The sequence below is a fragment of the Humibacter ginsengisoli genome (assembly GCF_054780095.1).
Window position 1 is genome coordinate 88,979 of record NZ_BAAGWZ010000006.1, and the last position, 20,386, is coordinate 109,364.

22 protein-coding genes and 2 tRNA genes are annotated in these 20,386 nt (G+C 67.0%); 8 read left to right on the forward strand and 16 right to left on the reverse strand.

Annotated elements, in window-relative coordinates; genetic code table 11:
* Positions 1-81: 81 nt before the first annotated feature.
* Both ACYVI5_RS08705 and ACYVI5_RS08710 read right to left on the reverse strand, forming a co-directional pair.
* Positions 82-459: a HepT-like ribonuclease domain-containing protein gene (locus ACYVI5_RS08705; protein ID WP_460579854.1), complete on the reverse strand. Its 378-nt coding sequence runs from the start codon at positions 457-459 to the stop codon at positions 82-84.
* On the reverse strand, positions 449-754 hold the full coding sequence (locus ACYVI5_RS08710; protein WP_460579855.1) for a nucleotidyltransferase family protein: 306 nt from the start codon (positions 752-754) through the stop codon (positions 449-451). The genes ACYVI5_RS08705 and ACYVI5_RS08710 overlap by 11 nt, the downstream gene beginning before the upstream one ends.
* 330 nt (positions 755-1,084) lie before the next feature.
* Between ACYVI5_RS08710 and ACYVI5_RS08715 the strand changes: the two genes are divergently transcribed.
* Together ACYVI5_RS08715 and ACYVI5_RS08720 are read left to right on the forward strand one after the other, a co-directional pair.
* Positions 1,085-1,690 carry an RNA polymerase sigma factor gene (locus tag ACYVI5_RS08715; protein WP_460579856.1) on the forward strand — a complete coding sequence of 202 codons (606 nt, stop codon included), beginning with the start codon at positions 1,085-1,087 and terminating at the stop codon, positions 1,688-1,690.
* Complete coding sequence (locus ACYVI5_RS08720; protein ID WP_460579857.1) at positions 1,665-2,618, forward strand: hypothetical protein; 954 nt, start codon at positions 1,665-1,667, stop codon at positions 2,616-2,618. The genes ACYVI5_RS08715 and ACYVI5_RS08720 overlap by 26 nt, the downstream gene beginning before the upstream one ends.
* Positions 2,619-2,869: 251 nt before the next feature.
* On the opposite strand, the gene ACYVI5_RS08725 is transcribed toward ACYVI5_RS08720, so the two are convergent.
* Entirely contained in the window at positions 2,870-4,237 is a 1,368-nt protein-coding gene (locus tag ACYVI5_RS08725) for an outer membrane protein assembly factor BamB family protein (RefSeq protein ID WP_460579858.1), read from the reverse strand.
* Between the two features lie 163 nt (positions 4,238-4,400).
* On the opposite strand from ACYVI5_RS08725, the gene ACYVI5_RS08730 reads away from it, so the two are divergent.
* From ACYVI5_RS08730 to ACYVI5_RS08745, 4 genes are all read left to right on the forward strand, one after another.
* Positions 4,401-4,550, forward strand: coding sequence for a hypothetical protein (locus ACYVI5_RS08730; protein ID WP_460579859.1), 150 nt, complete (start codon positions 4,401-4,403; stop codon positions 4,548-4,550).
* Between the two features lie 35 nt (positions 4,551-4,585).
* Positions 4,586-5,347, forward strand: a complete 762-nt coding sequence (locus ACYVI5_RS08735) for a class I SAM-dependent methyltransferase (protein WP_460579860.1) — start codon at positions 4,586-4,588, stop codon at positions 5,345-5,347.
* Between the two features lie 140 nt (positions 5,348-5,487).
* A complete protein-coding gene (locus tag ACYVI5_RS08740; protein ID WP_460579861.1) occupies positions 5,488-6,168 on the forward strand; it encodes an HAD family hydrolase in 681 nt (226 codons plus the stop codon).
* 67 nt (positions 6,169-6,235) lie between these two features.
* The gene (locus ACYVI5_RS08745) at positions 6,236-6,706 is read left to right on the forward strand and encodes a hypothetical protein (protein WP_460579862.1); all 471 of its coding nucleotides are present in this window, start codon (positions 6,236-6,238) and stop codon (positions 6,704-6,706) included.
* Positions 6,707-7,016: 310 nt separating this feature from the next.
* On the opposite strand, the gene ACYVI5_RS08750 is transcribed toward ACYVI5_RS08745, so the two are convergent.
* The 3 genes from ACYVI5_RS08750 to ACYVI5_RS08760 all read right to left on the reverse strand — a co-directional run bounded on the left by ACYVI5_RS08750 (position 7,017) and on the right by ACYVI5_RS08760 (position 9,430).
* A tRNA-Ile gene (locus ACYVI5_RS08750) sits at positions 7,017-7,090 on the reverse strand.
* Between the two features lie 16 nt (positions 7,091-7,106).
* Positions 7,107-8,363 (reverse strand): glycosyltransferase family protein, encoded by a 1,257-nt coding sequence (locus ACYVI5_RS08755; protein WP_460579863.1) that lies wholly within the window; start codon positions 8,361-8,363, stop codon positions 7,107-7,109.
* 101 nt (positions 8,364-8,464) lie between these two features.
* Positions 8,465-9,430, reverse strand: coding sequence for a DMT family transporter (locus ACYVI5_RS08760; protein ID WP_460580568.1), 966 nt, complete (start codon positions 9,428-9,430; stop codon positions 8,465-8,467).
* 44 nt (positions 9,431-9,474) lie between these two features.
* On the opposite strand from ACYVI5_RS08760, the gene def reads away from it, so the two are divergent.
* The gene (gene def / locus ACYVI5_RS08765; RefSeq protein ID WP_460579864.1) at positions 9,475-10,041 is read left to right on the forward strand and encodes a peptide deformylase; all 567 of its coding nucleotides are present in this window, start codon (positions 9,475-9,477) and stop codon (positions 10,039-10,041) included.
* Positions 10,042-10,084: 43 nt separating this feature from the next.
* Here def and ACYVI5_RS08770 read toward each other — a convergent pair whose 3' ends face one another.
* The 10 genes from ACYVI5_RS08770 to dusB all read right to left on the reverse strand — a co-directional run bounded on the left by ACYVI5_RS08770 (position 10,085) and on the right by dusB (position 19,742).
* The gene (locus ACYVI5_RS08770) at positions 10,085-10,438 is read right to left on the reverse strand and encodes an SHOCT domain-containing protein (RefSeq protein WP_460529534.1); all 354 of its coding nucleotides are present in this window, start codon (positions 10,436-10,438) and stop codon (positions 10,085-10,087) included.
* A gap of 151 nt (positions 10,439-10,589) precedes the next feature.
* Positions 10,590-11,252 (reverse strand): response regulator, encoded by a 663-nt coding sequence (locus ACYVI5_RS08775; protein WP_460529537.1) that lies wholly within the window; start codon positions 11,250-11,252, stop codon positions 10,590-10,592.
* Positions 11,249-12,511 (reverse strand): sensor histidine kinase, encoded by a 1,263-nt coding sequence (locus ACYVI5_RS08780; RefSeq protein ID WP_460579865.1) that lies wholly within the window; start codon positions 12,509-12,511, stop codon positions 11,249-11,251. Before ACYVI5_RS08780 ends, ACYVI5_RS08775 begins: the two co-directional genes overlap by 4 nt.
* 55 nt (positions 12,512-12,566) lie before the next feature.
* Positions 12,567-13,460, reverse strand: coding sequence for a sulfurtransferase (locus ACYVI5_RS08785; protein WP_460579866.1), 894 nt, complete (start codon positions 13,458-13,460; stop codon positions 12,567-12,569).
* A 36-nt stretch (positions 13,461-13,496) separates the two neighbouring features.
* Complete coding sequence (locus tag ACYVI5_RS08790) at positions 13,497-14,201, reverse strand: MgtC/SapB family protein (RefSeq protein ID WP_460579867.1); 705 nt, start codon at positions 14,199-14,201, stop codon at positions 13,497-13,499.
* A 49-nt stretch (positions 14,202-14,250) separates the two neighbouring features.
* Positions 14,251-14,323: transfer RNA gene (locus tag ACYVI5_RS08795), tRNA-Asn, on the reverse strand.
* A gap of 87 nt (positions 14,324-14,410) precedes the next feature.
* Positions 14,411-15,226 carry an ABC transporter ATP-binding protein gene (locus ACYVI5_RS08800; protein ID WP_460579868.1) on the reverse strand — a complete coding sequence of 272 codons (816 nt, stop codon included), beginning with the start codon at positions 15,224-15,226 and terminating at the stop codon, positions 14,411-14,413.
* Between the two features lie 60 nt (positions 15,227-15,286).
* Positions 15,287-17,212 carry a DNA primase gene (gene dnaG, locus ACYVI5_RS08805; protein ID WP_460579869.1) on the reverse strand — a complete coding sequence of 642 codons (1,926 nt, stop codon included), beginning with the start codon at positions 17,210-17,212 and terminating at the stop codon, positions 15,287-15,289.
* 45 nt (positions 17,213-17,257) lie between these two features.
* Entirely contained in the window at positions 17,258-18,532 is a 1,275-nt protein-coding gene (locus ACYVI5_RS08810) for a deoxyguanosinetriphosphate triphosphohydrolase (protein ID WP_460580569.1), read from the reverse strand.
* 22 nt (positions 18,533-18,554) lie between these two features.
* The gene (dusB, locus tag ACYVI5_RS08815; RefSeq protein WP_460529555.1) at positions 18,555-19,742 is read right to left on the reverse strand and encodes a tRNA dihydrouridine synthase; all 1,188 of its coding nucleotides are present in this window, start codon (positions 19,740-19,742) and stop codon (positions 18,555-18,557) included.
* Between the two features lie 83 nt (positions 19,743-19,825).
* Here dusB and ACYVI5_RS08820 point away from each other — a divergent pair, with 83 nt between their 5' ends.
* Positions 19,826-20,296, forward strand: a complete 471-nt coding sequence (locus ACYVI5_RS08820; RefSeq protein ID WP_460579870.1) for an aminoacyl-tRNA deacylase — start codon at positions 19,826-19,828, stop codon at positions 20,294-20,296.
* Positions 20,297-20,386: the final 90 nt, after the last annotated feature.

Here is a 20,386-nt window from a genome sequence, read left to right on the forward strand (position 1 = left end):
TGTGGGATCACCGTGATCTCGGTGATTTTCGTTGAAGTGTGGGCAAAATGTGGGCAAACCACCTTCTGCCGAACCGCCGCACTACGGCAGCGTCGACCCGCTCGCTGCGCGATCGGCCTCTGCGAGCAGGTGCTCCAAAACTGGAACGAGTTCGGGTACGGATTGAGTCGCGGCAAGCCAGACGACGCGACTGTTGACGATGAGATACCCGTGGACCAGGACATTGCGCATCGCAATGATCCGGTGCATGTTGGGAATGCGTTCCGCCAGTGCCGGGTCGATGGTCCGGAGCTTCCCCAGTGCCTCGCCGATGAGTTCCATCTGTCGCTCGGTGGCCCAGGCGACCGGGCCACCGGCTAGATATGCCTCCAGTGGGGTGTCACCGACGGCCACCTGGACGTTGCGCGCGAAGTCGAGCGCGTCCCACAGGAGACCAGGAATTTCGCCGCTAGGCCGCATACAGTTCCTGCGCGCTTCCGAATGCGGACGCCTTGAAGTACGGATTGCGCACAGCACTTGCGTCGACCAGGTCTACCGGGCGGCCGAGGATGTGCTCCAGCTCGTCCTTCAGGTCGAAGTAGTCCTGGAACAGGTCGTCATTGTCAGGTAGAAAGTCGACGAGAAAATCAACGTCACTGTGTTGCGGGTCGAAGCGATCGGTGACAGCCGACCCGAAGACTCGCAGCCGCTGCACGTGATACCGCTCGCAGGCGCGCAGGATCGCCTCGTCATCGAGCAACCCCACAATGTCCATGCGTCCATTCTCCCCAGAAGGGCCGCGCTGCGGTACAAGCGCCTCGCTGGCCCGCTCAGAACGTCCAGGCCGTTGCGGCTCCTCGCTACCATTCACGCGTCGCGCGACGCGATACCTAGCGCCGGTGCGAGGTCGCCCGAGCACGACTTGAACCGCAGCTCGGCAGGTCTGAGCGACCCGCAGATCGAATCGGATGTTGCATAAGGGGATCCTTCTTCGTGCACTTTGAGCGTATGGCGCGCGGCTGTCGCCTGGATCGGAGGTCTCGTGGCCTGCGACTCGAGATGATGATTTCGTGAACCATTTCCCCGCGTCTGTGCAATAGACCGTATGAGCACGGATGCCGACATCATCCGCCGTTCGGTCGACGAGCCGAAGGCGTTTGCGGAGTTGTTCGATCTGCACGCTAGGGCGGTCGCGGCGTTCGCCGCGCGGCGTGTGGGTGCAGATGCCGCGCAAGACGTGCTGAGCGAAACGATGCTCGTCGCGTTCCGCCGCCGGGCCGACTTCGATGCCTCATGGGAGTCTGCCCGGCCCTGGCTCCTGGGCATCGCCTCCCGGATCGTCAAGAGACACCGGGCGCAGGAGGCCGCACAATGGCGGGCCTTCCAGGTATCAGTGGCCCGGGATGACCACGTCAGCAATGGCGAGATCGACGCAGTATCCGCGCGCACGGACGCCACTGCCGCTCTTCGGGCGTTGGCACCGCGTATTGCAGCGTTGTCGACCCGAGACCGCGAGACCCTGCTGCTGTATGCGTGGGGTGATCTCACCTACGAGGAAGTTGCGCTGGCCCTCGGGGTGCCGGTCGGGACGGTGCGCTCTCGACTTAACCGGGTGCGCAGAAAGCTCGCACCACCGGGTTCGCACGCGGCGCCCCGGCTGACCTGGATGGCGAAGGAGGAGACCGATGGACGTCTTGGAACAGGTGCGTGAGATCGGGCAGGACGTTCCCGCACTCACAGATGCGAAGCTCGACGAAGCACGGCGGACGTTGTTGCGCGAGGCTACTCGAAAGCAGCGGCCCGGTGTGCGGAAGCCGGTCCGCCGACGGTTGATCGGAGGATCCGTCGTGATCGCCGGGTTGGCGGTGGCGGCGCTTGTTGCTGGCATCGTCCTGGCCCCGCCACACCCGGAACCGGCGGCCGCTGCCGTGCTCCGGCAGACCGCGAACGTGACGATCAAAGCCGTGGACACCACGTTGACGGACGGCCAGTATCTGCGGATCGCGGATACGACTAGCTATTCGGGGGATCCGGATCCGAAGGCCGGAGGCGGGACCGGCACTGCCCCCGGTAGTTCCTTGCTCGTGCTCTACCTTCCAGCTGACCGCACGAAGGACTGGTTCCTTCAATTGGGTCCTGACTCCCGAGGGCCGGAGAAGGTAGAGCGGATGCCCGGCGGCAAGGACGGGCCCCTGACGCCGCCGCAACGCGACCGAGGCAAGTTCACCAATTCCATCGACCCATGGCGCCCCTACTACGCCGAGATGCCGCGCAATCCGAAGGCGCTGCTGAATTGGTTCCGTGCCCGAGGTGAAGCGAGCCAGGGGTACGACTGGGTGATGAGCATGTTCAGCAACCCGCTCACAACCGCTCTGATGCCCCCTGACCTTCGTGCGGCGACCTTCCGCGCCCTCGCACTGATCCCCGGCATCAAGGTCGTCGCGCAGAACGGATCGATCGTGACCCTAAAACGTGCCGACACCACCCACGCCAGGGTCGCGACAATCGTCGTCGACACTGCCACCGGATTCATCCGCTCATACACCGCCGAGAGCCAAGACCTGTTGGGCACCACGGTGACGGATGCCCAGAGCATTTCAATGTCCGTCGTCGACCAAGCGCCCACTCCAACGCCGTAAACCACGGAGCAACCACGGGTGCAAGACGAAACACGCTCGCGCCCCCTCAGCCGACAGCACGAGCGTGGTTTCGGCGCCTACACAATAAGAACGGATAACCGTTCGTCGCGCACGCACCCGGACGCCCGGTAGCCGATGGGCTTGCGGACGTCCGATCGGTTACAGTCCGATCATTCCATTCGCGACTCGCTCGCTCCCTGTGCGGATGCAGTGACATCCTCGTGAACGGTTCGGCGTAGTGCGTGTCCTTGTCAATTGCTGAATGCTTCTACGGTGGCGGTTTCTCTGAACTGCGGGCTGACGATGGTGTGGGTGCCCGTAACGGCGACGACGCCAGGCGGCGAGTCGACGGAGACGACGACCTGATTGGGACCGCCGTAGAAGGCTGGTAGGCGTGTTGCGTTGAGCAGGCGCCCGGTGGCGATGTCGAAGCCGACCAACGCGAAGGTTCCGGGCTGTGAACGGTAGATGGTCGACTCGCCGGGGATAGTGCCGGCCGCCACTGTGGGCTCGACGATGTGCAGCACCCGGTCGTCAGCCATCGCACTGAACATGTCCGATCCGCCATGGCTGGGCGGCACCAACGCGGCCCTGTTCCAGGATTGTGTTCCGGTTGCCGACTCAAAGCAGGTGCTTGCGAAGGCGGAGACCGTGCACAGCCGGCCCTGCCCGGCGTAGACGCCAGCAGTGGAGGAGATTCCGTCGACCTCCCATTGCGGTTCCCCGGTCACGTCGGAGACTGCGAGAAGGCTGTCCGTGTTGTACCCGTCCTGACCTTGCCCGGCAGGGGGGCGCTGTGTCGCGATCGGAACACCAGACCCGCTGACCAGGACTCCCAGCAGCCCCGAGTCGCTGCCCGCCGTCGTCTGCGCATCGACGGTGCGCCCAGGTGGGAGTGTCCACGACCATGACGCTGCCCCTGTTGCGGCACTGAGCTGGACGATGCGTTGCGCTGGTGCACACTGGTAGGCCACCATCGGCACCGGCGGGCCACGCAACAGATTCACTGTTGCGGAGACGCCTGACAAACCGCGGTTGTTCTGGCATCCTGCCACCATTGGCGCGGCCCATCGTCGGGTTCCGTGAGATGTGTCAATCCCCACGACCGAGCCATTGGCCTTCGCGACCACGGCGAGGCGTCCGTAGATGGCTGCCGGAACTCCCTGCCCGTCCTCGCCGAGGCCCAACGACCATCGCTGATGGCCTGACTTCGGGTCCAAGCCGGTGATCCGATCGGTCACCGGGTATACCGCTGCAGGGGCGTGGCCGTGATTCGTCCCGGTCGCAACGATGACGATGTCCTTTGATGCGACTGCGCCCATCACCGACGACGGTCCCGGTGTTGACCAGGACCAACCTGGCGCGCCCGTTGCTGCACTCAACTCATACAGGCAGCCGCCGCCGGCATCACTGAACAGGCGATCACCTTCAGCGGTCATGATCGAACCGACTTGCCCGGACCATGCCGGACGCGCAGAACCCTTTGCGTTCAGATCAGGGGACAGCTTCTTCGTCGAGGTAGACGGACGCGTACACGTCAGGCCAGAGTGGCTCGATCCGAGCAATGAGCACGAACACAGTGCCGCGATGGCGGCCCCCGTCGCGGCGAACCCAGCCACCCTTTTCCAGAACAAAGCCCGCCCCGTCCCCTACGACCCCGATGCGCCGCCGTCACCCTAGCCGGATTGAAGCCGGAGGACCCCCTTCCCCGAGGGAATGTGCACAAGATGTTGCAGAGAGCGATCCGCTTTCGGGACTCTTTGCTTGCCATAGTGTCGGCTCATGAAAACTTATGCCGTCGTCGCACTGTTCAATCCGCTCGACGTCGGCACAAGCTATCAGTCGCAAGGCATGGCCAGCGCACGTCACCCTCAGGAGAACAAGGGTTTCGAAGGGGGATCCGCTGCCAGACGCCGTTTCCGGCGCGGTTAGCTTTGGAGCATGTACGAGTTTGAGGTGATCAATCGATGAGTAGCGCTGGTGGGGAGACCGCTGAGGACGCGAGTCTGCCGTGGCAGGCGCTCTCGTCGGGTTTCGAGGAGGCGCGTTCCCGGGAGGACTCGTTGGATCGCCTCGTGGAGTGGCCGGCCGAGCGCTCTTTGCTCGGCGACGTGAGTGGTCTCGCCGTCCTCGATGCTGGGTGCGGTAACGGGGGCAAGGTCGCAGAGCTGGTTACCGACGGCGCCGCCGAGTCCGTTGGGGTCGACATCAGTGGGAACTTCATCACACCGCCGCCGGGTGTCGAGCTGATCGTGGGTGATCTCTCCGACCTGTCGGCCGTGCCCGGGCTGGCTGGCCGGTCGTTTGATCGGATCTTGTTCCTGCAGTCGTTCGGGTACGCCACCGATCCGGTGCGGGCGTTGCAGATCGCGCGCGACATGTTGACGGATGACGGCTTCATCCTGCTGACCCGCACTCAGCCGCTCCGCTACGCGATCGAGCGCGCTGAGCAGAACGGGACCTCTCTCGGAGAGGAATACTTCGCGACTGAGTCGTTCAGCTTCCGGCACCGGAACTGGGATGAGAGCGTGACTCTCACCAAGCGGCCCTACACGATGTCCGATCTGCTGAACACGTTCAGCGGCGCGGGCCTCTGGGTCGAGGCGGCAGTCGAGCCGCAGATGAGTGCTGAGACCGCCGAACGATATCCCCACAAGCAGCAGTGGATGAACAAGCACCTCGGCATCATCATGTTCAAACTCCGTGCCCTGCACGATCAACGGGAGTGACCGCGCGCGGCACGGCGACCCTGGGATGGCGCCGCTCGGCACGTCCGTTAGGTGATCGGTGATCGGACGGTGCCGGCCCTAAGCTCTAAAACGCTCGGCTCACACATTGGTCGTCGGCGGCTGGCTGATACCGTCGCCCTGTGTCCAGGATTCAGGCGGTGGGATTCGACCTCGATGGCACCCTGTTTGATCATCGCGGATCAGCCGCGGAGGGCGTCGATTCGTTCTTGGGCGACCTCGGCGTGCAGCCCTCGGCCGACGCTCGCTCTGCATGGTTCGCTGCGGAGGATGCCGGATTCCAGAAGTGGAGCAGCGGGGAAATCAGTTTCCAAGAGCAACGTCGTTACCGGCTGCGCACAGTTCTTCCCGCTCTCGGTGTTGAGCCTCCACGCGACGGTGAGGCATTGGATGCTCTCTTCGACAAATACTTGAGCGCCTATCGCGCCGCCTGGAAACCGTTCCCGGGCGCGGTGGAGGCGATACGAGCAATCAGAGCCGGGGGCCTCATTGTGGGTGTGCTCACGAACGGAAGTCACGAGCAACAGCTCGACAAGCTACGACGCACGAGCCTCTACGATCTGATCGATGTAGTGTGCACGGCGGAGGAACTTGGAGTCTGGAAGCTAGATGCTCGCGCCTTCCAAGAATTCACTCGTCGGCTCGGAGTGGCACCATCTGAATGCCTGTTCGTGGGCGACCACCCGGACCAGGACATCGCCGGGGCCGCCGCTGCCGGCATGCCCACATTGATCGTCGACCACTACACCGACGATTCCACTGGTTTTCTAACCCTGCTCAGCCACGCAATCCCCGCGCCGTAGCTGTGCCCGATAGACGATCCGCTAGCGGGCCGTCACCCGAGTCGCCGAGGTGGACTACGTTTGCGTCGTGGCGGATGGCACCCATGAGGACGATGACCGGTTCTCGTGGCGTCGTGGGGCCATTTCCTGGATGACAGTACGGCTCCTGGCTGCGGTCGTGATCGCTGCGACCGTCTTGAGCTGGGGATACAACTACGTTTATGAAACGTCACCGGAATTTGCAGACGTTGTCGTCACTTCGGATGAGCGCTTCGGCCAGTTCGAGGTGACCGCGATCGGGTTGGCGTTCTTTGGCTGCGTTCCTGCAATCCTGGCTATTCTCGTCGAACTTACCGGCAGTCGACGCACGTGGGTCCGCACAGTGATTGCCGCCACTGCGCCCAACGTTCTCGGCGCCATTGGATTCTGGTGCATCGTCTGGGCCGGTGGCCTTGGGCCGATAGCAGCGCTCCTCGCGTTGATCCTCGCCGCACTCGGCTCGACCACGTTCTTCGTCGCTCTGACGCCTCGCACACCGTTGCGGCGCTACGCGCCTTGAACAAGCGCGACGTCCACCGCACTGCCGGGAAGGGGATCCTTCAGCGGGCCTCGCGGGCGGTTGGCTTGCAACGTCGTGCGTGCAAAACTGTCGGTCGTGATCCTATAGCCGTTGATTCAATCCTCGCCGCGCTCGCGTGCGAGTTGATCGATCCCACCATGGCAAGGGGCACGCATTGTCTACGACGCTGTCGCCGACCGACTCAATGAAGTCGGCGAAACAAATGTGGGCAAAATGTGGGCAAACCGCTCCTGAAATGCAAGGACGGCAGCCGTTCAATGACTGCCGTTCCCAGTGTTTTCAACGGAAGTAGGGCGGACGGGACTTGAACCCGTGACCGGCGGATTATGAGTCCGATGCTCTAACCAGCTGAGCTACCGCCCCGTGAGGCGCGACGCGGTCACTCCGCGTCGGCCGGTGCGACGTCGTCGGTGACGAGGTCGGGCACCGCTTCACCACGATACAGGCACTCGAAAGTGTTCAGCGTTCGCTGGATGTCGTGGGCCGCGATGAGCCGGAGGGACTCCTTCTTCATTGCGGTGAGTTCGTCGTGCGGCATGCGCAGCACCTTTTCGAGCTTGTCGGCGAGATCCTGTACGTTTCCGGGCTTGAACAGGTACCCGTTCTGCCCGTCATGCACGAGGTGCGGCAACGCCATGGCGTCGGCGGCGACGACCGGCAGCGCGGAGGCCATGGCCTCCATCGTCACGATCGACTGGAGTTCCGCGACCGATGGCATGGCGAGGACGGTAGCGCGCGTATAGGCCTCACGTAGTTCGTCGTCCGAGACGTAGCCGGTGAAGGTGACCCTGTCGCGGAGGCCGAGCTGTTCGGCGAGCTGCTCGAGGTGCTTGCGCTGATCACCGTCGCCCACGATCTCCAGCTTCGCGTCCAGGTCATCGGGAAGCATGCTCATCGCACGCACCAGTACGTCGATCTGCTTCTCGCCCGTGACACGACCGACGAAGATGATGCGGTTCTCCGTGCGCGGCTGGAAGTTGGCTGTGTACTTGTGGGCATCCACACCGCACGACACGGCGTACACGTCATGAAGTCCCGTGTGCTCCTCGAGGAACTGCGCGGCCTTATGGGTGGGGGTCGTGACCGCTTCCGCCCGCCGGAACGTGCGCGCCGCGCCCTTCCATGCGATCCGCACGGACCACTTCTGCAGCCACGAGGGGATGAGCGAGAACTCGACCATGTTCTCCGGCATCAGGTGGTTGGTACCGATGAGGCGGATGCCCCGCTTCTGCGCCTCGATGGACAGCCCGCGGCCCACGATGACGGGCGACTGGAAGTGCACCACGTCGGGCCGCACCTCCTCGAGCACGCGCGCGCTGTTGCGCCTGATGGTCCACGGCATGGCGAACCGGAGCCAGGGGTGCGGGCGCCAGCGCAAGCTGTACAGCCGGTGCATGATCATCCGCTGGCCCTCATGCTCTTCGATCCAGGTGCCATGCCGGCGTCCAGCTGAAGGTCCCATCACGTGAACCTCGTGCCCGCGCTCGACAAGGCCGGCGGCCAGCCGCTCCGCGAACCGTGCCGCTCCGTTCACGTCCGGTGCGAACGTGTCGACACCGATCAGCACCTTCAAGGGCTTGCGCTGCGCCTCCGCGGGAGGCGAGGGCTCCGCAACCGGTTCGCGTGAATCCGTCAAGGAGTCGTCCTTCTCTTCATGCTCTCCATGCCGTAGGCGGGGGGCGTCGGCATGATCATCGCACCGGGAGTCGAGACCGGGCGGGATTACAACGCCCCAGTCTATGCAGAGCCCGCCCTGTGCGGGTTCTCCGGCTCCACCGCGTCGTCGTACGTGCGTACACCCGGATGCACGCGAGCGAGCAGGAAGACACCGACGATCGCGATGGCCCCACAAAGGAGGAAGGCGAGCATCTGCCACAGCTGCGCACCCGCGGCCTCGTTGAGGATGGCGATGCCGATCGTGACCGCGATGAGCGGATCGATCACCGTCAGACCGGCGATGACGAGGTCGGGCGGGCCGGAGGCGTACGCGTTCTGCACGAAGTAGGCGCCGAGCCCGACTGCGGCCAGAAGCGCCAGCACGCAGAACAGCGTGAGCACATCGAACTCCTGCTGCTCGATTCGCGAGATGACGGACTTCGCCAGTGTCGCCACGAAGCCGTAGAGCACACCGGCCCCCACCACGTACCCGATAGCGGGCAGTCGGGACCGGAAGACGCCGAACGCCACTCCGCACAGCACGAGCACGATGCCGAGCACGATGAGGATCTCGACGAGGTCGCTCTCGGTGACCGGAACCTCGCGTGCGGCGAACGCGGCCACGACCACGAACGCTCCGACACCGCCCACGCAGAGGCAGATCGCCAGAACCGTGCGTTTGTTCAACCTGTTACCGCTCACCCTGGCGTTGATGATCGCCGTGATCACAAGAGAGACCGCGCCGAGCGGTTGCACGACGATCAGCGGCGAGAACGCCAGGCTCGTCAGCTGGAGCACGATGGCCAGGCCCAGCATCACAGTGCCCAGCACCCAGGACGGCCTGGCCAGAAGCAAGGTCAACTGCTTCAGCTGAAGCCCGCCACGGCCGTCGTGCTCGGTGTGCCGCTCGACCTTCGTCACGCCTCGGTGCTGCAGTTGCGCGCCGAGGGAGAGGAAAACGGCGCCGACCAGGGCGATCGGGATGCCGATGAACTGGCGTGGCTGCAGAGCAGTGAGGTCGCCGGACGCTGCCGCCAGGTCGAAGATCACCACACGACCCTAACGTCAATGTGCGCCGATACCCTGGTCGAATGGCCGTTCTTCCCATCCGCATCTGCGGAGATCCCGTGCTGCACGCTCCGGCGACCGACGTGACGGAGTTCGACTCCGGGCTGCGCGAACTGGTGCAGGACATGTACGACACGATGGCGGCCGCCCCTGGTGTGGGGCTGGCCGGCCCGCAGATCGGTGTGGCGAGGCGGCTCTTCGTCTTCGACTGGACAGATGACTCCGACGAGCGGCACCGCGGGGTCGCCATCAACCCGACGCTCTGGATCGCCCCCGTGCCCGCCGGCGACGCGGACCCTGAGACGGAGTCCGAAGGATGCCTGTCTTTCCCGGGCGAGAGATTCCCGCTCCGACGAGCCCCGCGGGCGATCCTGCAGGCCGTCGACCTGGAGGAGAAGCCGTTCGAGGTGCGAGCGGACGGCTGGCTCGCGCGGATCTTCCAGCACGAGTACGACCATCTCGACGGACTTCTGTACGTTGACCGGCTCACCGACGGTCACGCACGCACCGCGGCGAAGGTGGAGCGCAAGCGAGGCTGGGGTGTTCCGGGCCAGAGCTGGCTTCCCGGTGTCGACCATCTCGAGGATTGAGCACCCGCCGGCGACAGCGGATGCTGCGCCGGCGGGCTGATCCTCAGCGGGGCGAGGGCCCTGGACGGTTCGCCCGCAGCACCTCGAGGCGCTTGCGGTACTCCACCTCGTCGATGTCGCCCTGCGCGAAGCGCTCGGCGAGAGTCGACTCTGCATTGCTGCTCGCCGCCCAGCTCCCGTACGGGCCGAACTGACCCGAAGGGCCGTGTTCGCGCCAGTACGCCCTGCGGCGCCTGGTGACGAGGAAGACGATCAGTGCGATCACGAGGATCCAGAAGATCGGAATGAGGAAGAACAGCGGGAAGAACGGGAAGAATCCCCCGGCCCACGGGCCGCCCCAGTGCGCCGCGACCGCGAGGGGTGCGGCGCTCGCAGTCGACAAGAGTGCGCTGACCATGATGAGAGAACCTTTCTGATACGTGAACGGGCCCGGTTCGAGCCGATTCCAGGTTCCTGCGCGGGCCAGGGTGGGCGCGTCCGCCGGCGGGAGGCATCCTCCTGCTCCCATGGGAGCACGAGCAGTGCACCACGGGAGCAGGCCGGACGGCTCAGAACCGGCCGGGTGCTACGAGTCCCGACTCGTAGGCGATGACCACGAGGTGCACGCGGTCGCGCGCGTCGAGTTTCGTCAGGATGCGCGACACGTGCGTCTTCGCCGTGAGCGGGCTCATGAAGAGCCGAACGCCGATCTCCGCATTGCTGAGGCCCTCTGCGACGAGGGCGAGCACCTCGCGCTCCCGCTCGGTGAGTGGCTCGAGCACGGCGGCGGTCACCTCGGGACGCACCGATCCGGCCAGGCGTGAGAGCAGGCGTTTGGTCACCCCGGGCGATAGAAGCGCGTCGCCGGCCGCCGCTACCCTCACCGAGCGGATGAGTTCGACAGGGTCGGTGTCTTTCACCAGGAAGCCGCTGGCTCCGGCCCTGATCGCTTCCGACACGTACTCATCGAGCTCGAACGTGGTGACGATGACGACGTGAACGTCCTGCAACGCTTCATCCCCCACGATCTCCGACGTCGCCCAGAGGCCGTCGCCGTCGGGCATCCGGATGTCCATGAGCACGACATCCGGACGCTCCCGTCGCACCAGGGCCACGGCGTCTCGCCCGGTGGATGCCTCCCCCACCACCTCGATGTCGGGCTCGTGGTCGAGCAGCGCACGGAATCCGGCGCGCACGAGCTGCTGATCATCGGCCAGTACGACGCGGATCACACTGTCTCCTCTTTCGGTGCGGCTGGGCCTCCCCCTCGTGGGATCACGGGCAGACGCGCGATCACCCTGAACCCGCCGGTCGCAGTCGGCCCGGCCTCCAGTGTGCCGCCGAGGGCTGCCGCTCGCTCTCGCATCCCCAGGATGCCCCGGCCGGGTGCCCTCCGGTCGTCGGCCTCGCTGGCGGCGGACTCCTGGGCCGGCCCGTTCTCGATACGGACGATCAGGGCGTCCGCTCGGATCGACACCTCGACCACGACGGAGGCGGTCGAGGCATGGCGGCGCACATTCGTCAGCGATTCCTGGACGATGCGGTATGCGGCGGTCTGGATGGCTGCCGACACGGACGGATCGCCGGTCCACGCACCGGTCGCGACCTCTCCGAGGGCTTCCACGCGTAGCCCGAGACGGCGGGTCTCCTCAAGCAGCGCAGGAAGCGCGTGCAGCGTCGGCTCTGGGCGCCGGGGAGCGGATGCCTCAGCCGGATCGTCGGACTGCCGGAGCATCCCGAGCACTCCGCGCACCTCGTCCAGGGCGGTCGCGCTCGTCTCTCGGATGGAGCGCAGGCTCTGCCTCGCGCTCTCCGGGTCATCGTCGAACAGGTGGAGGCCGACACCCGCCTGCACGCTGATCTGCGAGAGCGAGTGAGCGAGAACGTCGTGCAGTTCCCTGGCGATGCGCAGTCGCTCCTCCTCGGCGGCCGATCGCCGGCGGGAGGCTTCCTCGCGCGCCGCGGTTCGGAAACGCTCGCGCCTCCCGCTCGCACCGCTCGCAGCGGCCGCGACCACACAGAGCGCCACGGTGACGGCGAGCACCCGGATGCCCGCAGCACCGCCGCCCTGCGCCAGAATCCAGCCGATTCCGACCAGCCCGAGGCCGGCCAAAGTGCACCACGCCCACATCGACGCGCCGCCGAGCACGGCCCGCGCGACGGCGATCGCGACCGCGAGCGCGGCGGCCGGCGGACCCGGTGCCAGCGCGATGGCCGGAACCGCGAGGGCTGCGACGGCGATCACACCGGCCGTGCGCGATGGGAGCAGCAGAAGCGCCGCGGCCGCTATCCCGAGAACGACCGATCCGGCTGACACCAGATCGACCGATCCGCGGGCATGGTGCCAGGCGCCGCCGAATGCGAACGCGAGCCCTGGGAGCTGAACGAAGACGCTCAGGGCGGTGGCGAAGACCCGGGCACGCCATGAGCGGCGTGAGCGGATCTCAGGCGCCGGCTCGGGCCCGGTGCGCAGCCAGGGCGGGTACGGCATCTCCTCATGCTAGCCAGCGACCGCGTCCAGGCCGTCGGCCGCCGGGCGGTCGCGACTACTCCCCGCGGAGTACCGCCCGCACGCCTGCAGTCGGCTCATCGCCCGTCGCGATCGGACGGTCGGCGTGCTGCGACCACTGGCTCCACGATCCCGGATAGAGAGCGGGCCGGAACCCCGCGAGCATCAGAGCGGCGGCGTTGTGTGCGGCCGTCACGCCGGAGCCGCAGTACGTGGCAACCGCCTGGTCTCCGGTGACACCGGCCGCCTCGAACCGCTGCCGCAGCTCGTCCACGCTGAGGAATCGCCCCGAGGAGTCGACGTTGGCCGTCGTCGGCGTATTCCGCGCCCCAGGGATGTGGCCGGCGCGCGGGTCGATCGGTTCGGTCTCGCCCCGGTACCGTTCCGGGGCGCGGGCATCCAGCAGCACACCGTCATGTGCCACGCGCAGCGCTTCGTCCATCGAGACGACCGGGAGGCGGCCGTAGCTCAGCGACACGCTGCCGGGTGCCTGCTGTGCGGCTCCGGACTCGAGCTCGCGACCCGAGGCGAGCCATGCACGCAAGCCGCCGTCGAGCATCCGTACCTCGTCGAATCCGGCATACCGCAGGAGCCACCACGCGCGGGCAGCGGACATGTTGCCGAGATCGTCATAGACGACCACCAGGTCGCCGTCGTCGACTCCCCAGGAGCGGGCATCCGCCTCGAACTGCTCGATGGGTGGCAGCGGATGCCGGCCCTCCTTGGCATCCCCCTTCTTCGCCAACTGGGTGTCGAGGTCCACGTACACGGCGCCCGGAAGGTGCCCGGCGAGGTAGGCAGGGCGCCCGTCCGGCACGTCCAGCCGCCACCGAACGTCGAGTAGCCTCACCGGGCGGCCGCCGGACGCGGCGTTCTCCAGCGCACCTGCGAGATCGTCGGCGGTGATGAGCAGGTCGGAGGGATCGGACATGACGGCAACGCTACTCACTCCTGCGGTCCCCGACGGCTACTCCAGGTCGTCTTCGGAGACCAGCTGCACGCTGCTGACACCGTCGATGCCGGTGAGCGCGTCGATGAGCGGGGACGCGTCATCCGGGCCACGCAGCTCCAGCAGTACGGCGGCCAGACCGTCACCTGCCGGGTGATGGTCGGTGCGGCTGACCACCCAGCCGTTGCCGGTGATCGCGGTCAGCACGTCACGGAGAAGTCCTCTTCCGTCGCGGTAGACCACCTCCAGCTGCACCTGGGCGTTGCGGCCGCGCGGCAGAAGGCGCGTGACGGCCGTGAGCCCGTACGCGATCACGAAGTGCAAGGCGGTCACGGCCAATGCGAGCACCCAGAGTCCCGCTCCCGCGGCCATGCCGATCGCGGCGGTCTCCCACACGGACGCCGCCGTGGTCAGCCCGTGCACGGCACCGCGCCGGGTGAGGATGAGGCCTGCGCCGAGGAACCCGATGCCGGTGACGATCTGCGCCGCGACTCGTGACGGGTCGAGCGTGACGTGCGGACCCAGAACATCGGCGAAGCCGTACTTGCTCACCAGCAGGAAGAGTGCGGCGGATGTTCCGACGATCGCCTGAGTTCGAAGTCCTGCACTCTTGCCGCGCAGCTGCCGCTCGAGACCGACGAGTGCGCTGAGCACGAACGCGAGTAGCAGCTCGCCCACCTGGAGCCAACCCTGGCCCTGGAAGATGTCGACCGCGTGATTCATGACGCTTCGACCGTATGCCCGCCGCATTACCTGCGGCGAGGCCTTGACGCTCCCCCACTTGGACTCGAACCAAGAACCTGCCGGTTAACAGCCGGCTGCTCTGCCAATTGAGCTATGGAGGAATGCCCCCGCGGGGCTCACCTACTTTACCAAAGCGCGGCGCCTGGACAAATCGACAGCCAGTGTCGGGCGCAGCGCCGGAACCGCGGTCATTCGCTCAGGCGGAGCGCCTCGGCGAGCTGCGCCACGTAAGGGTGAGTCGGCGCGGTGAAGACGTCTTCCATGGTGCCGTATCCGACCAGCGATCCGGACTGGAGCACAGCCACTGTCGCGGTCGCGTGCCGCAGAACGCGCGCATCGTGGCTGACAATGACGGCAGCGAAATCGTGCTCACCGTGCAGCCGCGCCAGAAGGTCGACGACGGAGTCCCGCACGGTAACGTCGATGCCTGCCGTCGGCTCGTCGGCGACCAGCACGCTCGGCCCGAGCACGAGCGCTTGCGCGATCGCCACCCGCTGCCGCTGGCCACTGCTCAGCTCGTACGGGTACTTGTCGAGCACGCCGAGCGGCAACTGCACCGAATCGAGCAGCGAGGCGACACGCACGCCCGCCTCCCGCCTGCTGAAGTGCTTGTCCCGCTCGTAGATCGGCGCGGAGACCAGCTCGGAGACGGTCAGCGCCCGGTCGAGGCGAGTACCGGCGTCCTGTCGTAGATAGCCGACGTGGAATGTGAGCGTGCTGCGGTCGCGGGAGCGCAGCCTCCTGATCGAGTGGCCCATCACCGTGGCGTCGCCTCCGGTGATCCTCGGCGCCGCTCCGCCGTCGGCACCCGCTCGACCGGAGACGATGCGTGCCAGGGTGCTCTTGCCCGAGCCGCTCTCGCCGAGGATGCCCAGCACCTCGTCGGGCCGCACGTGCAGGCTGATGCCGCGCAGGGCGACGCATCCCGCGGACGCCCCGTGCGACGGGTACTCCGCCGAGAGGTCATCGAGCACGATCGGGTCGCGGTAGGTCTGTGCGGTCATTCGGTGACTCCGGCGGGCATGAGAATCAGCCTATTAGGGACACCGTTGGCGGTGAGGGCGTCACTCGCCGCGGAGCCGTACCCTGTCCGCGTCGATCTGCACGAGCTCGCGCTGGATGCCCGCCACCGCCTCACGGTCGCCCGGATCGGTTCGCTGGAGCCGGCCGAGGGCATTCGCCTTGCGTCGGAGCAGGTCGCGGTCAAGCAGCGATGCCGTCACCGAGGTCGCGAACGCCGCCGCCCCGGCTTCGTCGCGCGCCGGGATGGGCGCGACGCTGAGTTGTCTGACCAGGCCCGCGAACGGTGGCGGAACGTCGCGCGCGACGCGCTCCACCCAGGCGGATGCGCCGTACGCGTCGGCGTTCGCCGCGATCGCGTCGCGCACCACCGCGAGCGAGGCATTCGAGAAACCAGCGTGCGCGACCGCGCTCGCACGCTGCGCGCCGACGTGCTGCGGATATTGCAGCACCGCCATCAGCGCTTCGCGCTCGAGCCTGGTTGCCGGGTCGGAACCGATGCTCGCCAGCGACACGTCCGGCTCGCGCGAGCCGGGCTCATCTTGTCCACGGCGGTCGTACGGGTCGCGGTCGCCGGGGCGAGAGCGGGCATCCTCTCCGCGGCGCTCGTCCCGGCCTGCACCGCGCGCCGTCGGTGCTCCCGATGTGCGTCGCAGTGCAGCCTGCACAGCGGACTGCACCTCGCCGAGCTCGGCACCGAGCATCCGTGCCAGCTGCCTCGTGTAGCCGGGCCGCAGGGCTGCGTCACGGATTCCCGCCACGATCGGCGCGCACTCGCGTAGCGCGGCGACCCGGCCCTCGACGGTCTCCAGGTCGTACTTGCTCAGCGCCTGGCGGATGACGAACTCGAACATGGGACGCTTCGCATCCACCATGCGGCGCACGGCGGCGTCACCCTGCTTGAGCCGCAGATCGCACGGGTCGAGCCCATCGGGGCCCACGGCCACATAGGTCTGCGCGGCGAACCGCTGCTCCTCGCCGAAAGCCCGCAACGCGGCCTTCTGTCCCGCCTCGTCGGGATCGAATGTGAACACCACCTCACCGAGCCCGCTGTCGTCGCCGAGCACACGACGCAGCACCTTGATGTGGTCGACGCCGAATGCCGTGCCGCACGTGGCCACCGCCGTGTCGACGCCCGCGAGGTGGCACGCCATCACATCTGTGTAGCCCTCCACCACGACGACCCGGTGCGAGCGCGAGATCTCCCGCTTTGCCAAGTCGAGCCCGTACAGCACCTGCGCCTTGTGGTAGATCGCGGTCTCAGGCGTGTTCAGGTACTTCGGTCCCTTGTCGTCGTCGAGAAGCCTGCGCGCGCCGAACCCGACGGTCTGGCCGGTGACATCGCGGATGGGCCAGATCACCCGGCCGCGGAACCTGTCGTACGAACTGCCGCGCTCGCCCGTGGAGACGAGACCGGATGCCGCCAGCTCGTCGCCCGTGAAGCCGCGGCCGCGCAGGTGGGCGCCCAGGGCATCCCATGCGTTCGGGGCGAAGCCGACGCCGAAGCGCTCCGCCGCGATCGGATCGAAGCCCCGTTCCCCGAGGAAGCGACGGGCGGCCTCCGCATCGGGCGCGCCGAGTCGTTCTCGAAAGAACTCCTCGGCGGCCGCGTTCGCGGCGATGAGCCGTGCACGGTTGCCGGACTCCGCCGCTGCGGGCCCGCCGTCCTCGTAGTGCAGGCTGTAGCCGATGCGCGCGGCGAGACGTTCAACGGCCTCGGTGAACGTGACGTGGTCCATCTTCATCAGGAACTCGTACACGTCGCCGCCCTCGCCGCAGCCGAAGCAGTGGTAGAGGCCGACCTGCGGGCGCACCTGGAAGCTCGGGCTGCGCTCGTCGTGGAACGGGCAGAGGCCCTTCAGGGAGCCCACACCGGCGGACTTGAGGGTGACGTAGTCGCCGACGATGTCGGCGAGGTTCGTTCTGGCCTTGACCTCTTCGACATCGCTCTGTCGAATACGGCCCGCCATGGCGTTGAGTTTAGAGTGTTCGCGCGGACGACACCGGCCTGTGCACTACTTGTGTGCGAGGCGCTCGTACCAGGAGATCGCCGACTGGTCGGTCAGGCTCGCGACCTGGTCGACGACCACGCGCTTGCGCGCGGCATCATCGGGTGCCCGCCGCCAGTCCTCGGCGAATCCGGGATCGAGGTTCGCCTCACCGGTGGTCAGCAGCACGTCAGCAAGCTCGGCGAGCATCGTGCGCTGCCTGGCGTAGATCGGCTGGCGCGTGTTGCGCGACATCACGAACGTCGCGACGATGCCTTTCAGAACGGCGATCTCCGCCTGAATCTCCCGCGGCACGACCACGTCGGCTCCGAAGCGGATGAGGCTCGACTGCGGGAAAGCCTCCTTCGTGGCACGTGCCGAGGAGACCGCGAAACGGCCGATGAGCTGGCTCGTCAGGTTCTTCAGCCGCGCCTGCGCGCGACGCGAGCCGTCCCAGTCGTCGAGCCAGACATCCAGGCTGTCCAGCCGATCGAAGGCGGCGATGAGCTCATCGTGCCCGATCTCTCCGCCGATCCATTCGTACATGGAGCTGACAAGCGCGTCGTGGTCGACCCGCCGGCCGAGCGCGGCGACGTCGATGTACCCGTTCACGACAGCGTCTTCGAAGTCGTGCACCGAGTACGCGATGTCGTCGGAGAGGTCCATCACCTGGGCCTCGATGCACTTCACGCGCTCCGGTGCCCCCTCGCGCAGCCAGTGGAACGCCGGCTCGTCGTCGGCGTAGAAACCGAACTTGGCGCGTCCGCTGGGGTCGGCAACGGAGGATGACGCCGGCCACGGATACTTGCAGCTCGCGTCGAGGCTGGCACGGGTCAGGTTGAGGCCGTACGGATGCCCGTCGCCGCCGAACACCTTCGGCTCGAGTCGCGTGAGCAGCCGCAGGGTCTGAGCGTTGCCTTCGAACCCGCCGATATCGCTCGACCACTCGGCCAGGGCCCGCTCGCCGTTGTGCCCGAACGGCGGGTGTCCGATGTCATGCGCCAGGCACGCCGTGTCGACCACGTCCGGGTCAAGACCGAGGCTCGAGGCGAGCTCGCGGCCGACCTGAGCAACCTCGAGGGAGTGCGTCAGCCGGTTGCGCGCGAAGTCGAGCCCGGCCGTCGGGCTGAGCACCTGGGTCTTGGCGGCCAGCCTGCGCAACGCGCTCGAGTGCAGCAGTCGCGCGCGGTCGCGAGCGAAGTCGCTGCGCCGGGTCGAGTGCTGCTCGGGCAACCACCGCTCCCGGTCGAAAGCGCCGTAACCGGTCGAACGGTCAGGAACGACGGGCTGAGTGGTGCCCACAGCATCGGCGGCGGTGCCGGGGTCAGCCGCCACTCGTGTTCACCTCTGCCTCAGCAAGCTGCTCATGCTCGTCCGCCGCGATGGAGCGCGATTCCAGCCAGCGGTCCGGCAACGCGGGATTCTTCGGCGTGCCCGCGCGCCCACGCGGACCCTCCGCGTCATCACCCGGGTACGGCTGCGCCGGGTCGAGCGTGCCCAGCAGGTCGTCGAGTTGCTGGAGCGACTCGACCGTGGCGAGACGCGCCCGGAGGTCGCCACCCACCGGGTAACCCTTGAAGTACCAGGCGACGTGCTTGCGGATGTCGCGGCATCCGCGCTCCTCGCTCTCGAAGAACTCGACCAGAAGCTCGGCGTGCCGGCGGAACGCGGCCATCACCTCACCCAGGCCAGGACGCGCGGTCGCAGCCTCGGCCTCCTCTGCACTGATCTGGCCGGCGTGCGCCTTGAACGCCGCAGCAAGGTCGCCGAACAACCACGGACGGCCGAGGCAGCCGCGGCCGACCACAACGCCGTCGCACCCGGTCTGCTCGACCATGCGGATGGCATCCTGACCCGTCCAGATGTCGCCGTTGCCGAGCACCGGAACGCTCGTCACGGTCTCCTTGAGCTTCGCGATGGCCGACCAGTCGGAGTGGCCGGAGTAGAACTCGGACGCCGTGCGCGCGTGGAGCGCGATCGATGAGACTCCGGCATCTTCGGCAATGCGACCGGCCTCAAGATACGTGAGGTGGTCCGCGTCGATGCCCTTGCGCATCTTGATGGTAAGAGGACGATCGCCGGATGCCTGCACCGCGGCGGTCACGATGTCGCGGAACAGGTCGAGCTTCCACGGCAGCGCGGCTCCGCCGCCCTTGCGGGTGACCTTGGGCACCGGGCATCCGAAGTTCAGGTCGATGTGGTCGGCGCGATCCTCGGCCACCAGCATCGTGACGGCCTCGCGCACGGTCTTCGGGTCGACGCCGTACAGCTGGATGGACCGAGGCGTCTCGCTCTCGTGGTGACGGATCAGCCGCATCGACTCGGGTGTGCGTTCGACGAGCGCACGGGAGGTGATCATCTCGCTCACGTAGAGACCGGCGCCGAATTCTCGGCACAGGCGGCGGAACGCGGTGTTGGTGATGCCGGCCATCGGCGCGAGCACGACGGGTGCGTCGAGCCGCAACGGACCGATGGCCAGTTGCGAGGGGCTTAGTGTTGCGAGAGGAGACATCGCTCACGATTCTCCCAGATGGCACCTGAAAGACCAGGTAAGACGTGAAAGAACAGGTATCGGCCGAGAGGAACGGGACGCGTATGTCGCAGGGACGCGAACGAGTCGTCGAGGATGCCGCAGCACGCGGAGTCGACGTACGGATCGTCGAGCGCCCGGCGGCCCGGTCCCTGCACGAGGCCGCTTCGCTGCTCGGCATCGAGCCATCGGACATCGTCAAGACGCTCGTCGTGAAGCGGCACGACGGCGACTACCTGTTCGCACTCGTGCCCGGCGGCCGTAAGATCTCGTGGGCGAAGCTGCGCGCTCTGGTCGGTGTGAACAAGCTGTCGCTTCCGGATGCCTCGCTTGCCCTCGCCGCGACGGGATACGACCGCGGGACCATCACGCCGTTCGGCTCGACGACCCCGTGGCCGGTCGTCGCCGACGCCGGGGTCGCCGGCCGCACAGTCGCCATGGGTGCCGGCGAGCACGGCTACAGTGCGTTCGTCGACGGCGACGCGCTGATCCGCGCGTTCGACGCCACGGTCGCCGACATCACCGAACCGGAGTAGCCCCCGGCGCCTCGTCCACCGGCTGCGGGACGATGCAGACATCGCCGTCGCACACGACCGCGGTCGGGTCGCCAAGCGGCTTCAGCTCGG